General features: G+C 49.4%; 1 rRNA gene. It reads right to left on the reverse strand.

The features are described 5' to 3' along the window. Positions 1-53: 53 nt before the first annotated feature. A 23S ribosomal RNA gene (locus ACGHAV_RS16895) occupies positions 54-2,927 on the reverse strand. Positions 2,928-3,132: the final 205 nt, after the last annotated feature.

Genomic DNA, 3,132 nt, shown 5'->3' on the forward strand with positions numbered 1-3,132 from the left:
CTTACTTTAGCTTGTCTACAACACTCAAAAGCCTAAAGCTTTTTGGGCGTTGTATGGTTAAGCCTCTCGGGCAATTAGTACAGGTTAGCTTAACGCCTTACAACGCTTCCACACCCTGCCTATCAACGTCATCGTCTATAACAACCCTTCCAGACCTTAAAGGTCAGGGATGACTCATCTTTGGGCCGGCTTCCCGCTTAGATGCTTTCAGCGGTTATCCGTTCCGAACATAGCTACCGGGCAATGCCATTGGCATGACAACCCGAACACCAGCGGTTCGTCCACTCCGGTCCTCTCGTACTAGGAGCAGCTCCCATCAATCATCCAACGCCCACACCAGATAGGGACCGAACTGTCTCACGACGTTCTAAACCCAGCTCGCGTACCACTTTAAATGGCGAACAGCCATACCCTTGGGACCGACTTCAGCCCCAGGATGTGATGAGCCGACATCGAGGTGCCAAACACCGCCGTCGATATGAACTCTTGGGCGGTATCAGCCTGTTATCCCCGGAGTACCTTTTATCCGTTGAGCGATGGCCCTTCCATACAGAACCACCGGATCACTATGACCTACTTTCGTACCTGCTCGACGTGTCTGTCTCGCAGTTAAGCTAGCTTATGCCATTGCACTAACCTCACGATGTCCGACCGTGATTAGCTAACCTTCGTGCTCCTCCGTTACTATTTGGGAGGAGACCGCCCCAGTCAAACTACCCACCAGACACTGTCCACAATCCCGATTAGGGACCAATGTTAGAACATCAAACATACAAGGGTGGTATTTCAAGGACGGCTCCACACAATCTAGCGACTGTGCTTCAAAGCCTCCCACCTATCCTACACATGTAGGTTCAATGTTCAGTGCCAAGCTGTAGTAAAGGTTCACGGGGTCTTTCCGTCTAGGTGCGGGTACACAGCATCTTCACTGCGATTTCAATTTCACTGAGTCTCGGGTGGAGACAGCGTGGCCATGGTTACACCATTCGTGCAGGTCGGAACTTACCCGACAAGGAATTTCGCTACCTTAGGACCGTTATAGTTACGGCCGCCGTTTACCGGGGCTTCGATCAAGAGCTTCGCATACGCTAACCCCATCAATTAACCTTCCGGCACCGGGCAGGTGTCACACCCTATACGTCCTCTTACGAGTTTGCAGAGTGCTGTGTTTTTAATAAACAGTCCCAGCCACCTGGTCACTGCGGCCCCCATCTGCTTACCACGTAAAGTGTTCACAAACAGGGGCGTACCTTCTCCCGAAGTTACGGTACAATTTTGCCGAGTTCCTTCACCCGAGTTCTCTCAAGCGCCTTAGTATTCTCTACCTGACCACCTGTGTCGGTTTGGGGTACGGTTCATATAATCATAAGTTTAGAAGCTTTTCCTGGAAGCAGGGCATCAACAACTTCACCACCGTAGTGGCTCGTCTCGCGTCTCAGCTTTAAGTGTCCGGATTTACCTAAACACTCGGCCTACTCGCTTTCACTTGGACAACCAACGCCAAGCTTGCCTAGCCTTCTCCGTCCCTCCATCACTGATTATATAAGTACGGGAATATTAACCCGTTTCCCATCGACTACGCATTTCTGCCTCGCCTTAGGGGCCGACTTACCCTGCCCTGATTAGCATGGGACAGGAAACCTTGGTCTTCCGGCGTGGGAGTTTTTCACTCCCATTATCGTTACTCATGTCAGCATTCGCACTTGTGATATGTCCAGCAAGCTTTACAACTCACCTTCATCCACTTACACAACGCTCCCCTACCCAGCATGTAAACATGCTGCCGCAGCTTCGGTATATTGCTTAGCCCCGTTACATCTTCCGCGCAGGCCGACTCGACTAGTGAGCTATTACGCTTTCTTTAAAGGGTGGCTGCTTCTAAGCCAACCTCCTAGCTGTCTATGCCTTCCCACATCGTTTCCCACTTAGCAATATTTTGGGACCTTAGCTGGCGGTCTGGGTTGTTTCCCTCTCCACGACGGACGTTAGCACCCGCCGTGTGTCTCCCGGATAGTTCTCATTGGTATTCGGAGTTTGCAAAGGGTTGGTAAGTCGGGATGACCCCCTAGCCTTAACAGTGCTCTACCCCCAATGGAATTCGTCCGAGGCTCTACCTAAATAGATTTCGGGGAGAACCAGCTATCTCCCGGTTTGATTGGCCTTTCACCCCCAGCCACAGGTCATCCCCTAACTTTTCAACGTTAGTGGGTTCGGTCCTCCAGTTGATGTTACTCAACCTTCAACCTGCCCATGGCTAGATCACCGGGTTTCGGGTCTATACCTAGCAACTAAACGCGCAGTTAACACTCGCTTTCGCTACGGCTCCGTTATTCACTTAACCTTGCTACTAAATATAAGTCGCTGACCCATTATACAAAAGGTACGCAGTCACCCCGAAGGGCTCCCACTGCTTGTACGTATACGGTTTCAGGTTCTATTTCACTCCCCTCACAGGGGTTCTTTTCGCCTTTCCCTCACGGTACTGGTTCACTATCGGTCAGTTAGGAGTATTTAGCCTTGGAGGATGGTCCCCCCATATTCAGTCAAGATAACACGTGTCCCGACCTACTCGATTTCACTGTAAAGAATCCGTCGTGTACAGGGCTATCACCTTGTATCGCTCCTCTTCCCAAAGGATTCCACTAAATTCTAAACAGCTTAAGGGCTGCTCCCCGTTCGCTCGCCGCTACTAGGGGAATCTCGGTTGATTTCTTTTCCTAAGGGTACTTAGATGTTTCAGTTCCCCTCGTTCGCCTCGTTAACCTATGTATTCAGTTAACGATACCTATAAATAGGTGGGTTTCCCCATTCGGACATCTGTGGCTCAAATGCATTTTGTCGGCTCACCACAGCTTTTCGCAGACTTACACGTCCTTCATCGCCTCTAACTGCCAAGGCATCCACCGTATACGCTTCGTCACTTAACCATACAACCCCAAACAGCCTTTTGACTTCTGTCTAAGTTATGCTGCATGAATGACAAGCTAATCGGAAGAATTGCCTTGCTATCAAATCATCGATTGATAACAAGCAATTCAGTCAAGTAGAGTAAAAAGTCATCTTTCGATTTCTCAGTTACTCAATTTTGATTGATTACTATTAATATCAGCTTTCCAAATTGTTAAAGAACAT

The organism is Alteromonas sp. MTD1, from assembly GCF_042848195.1.
GTDB lineage: Bacteria > Pseudomonadota > Gammaproteobacteria > Enterobacterales > Alteromonadaceae > Alteromonas.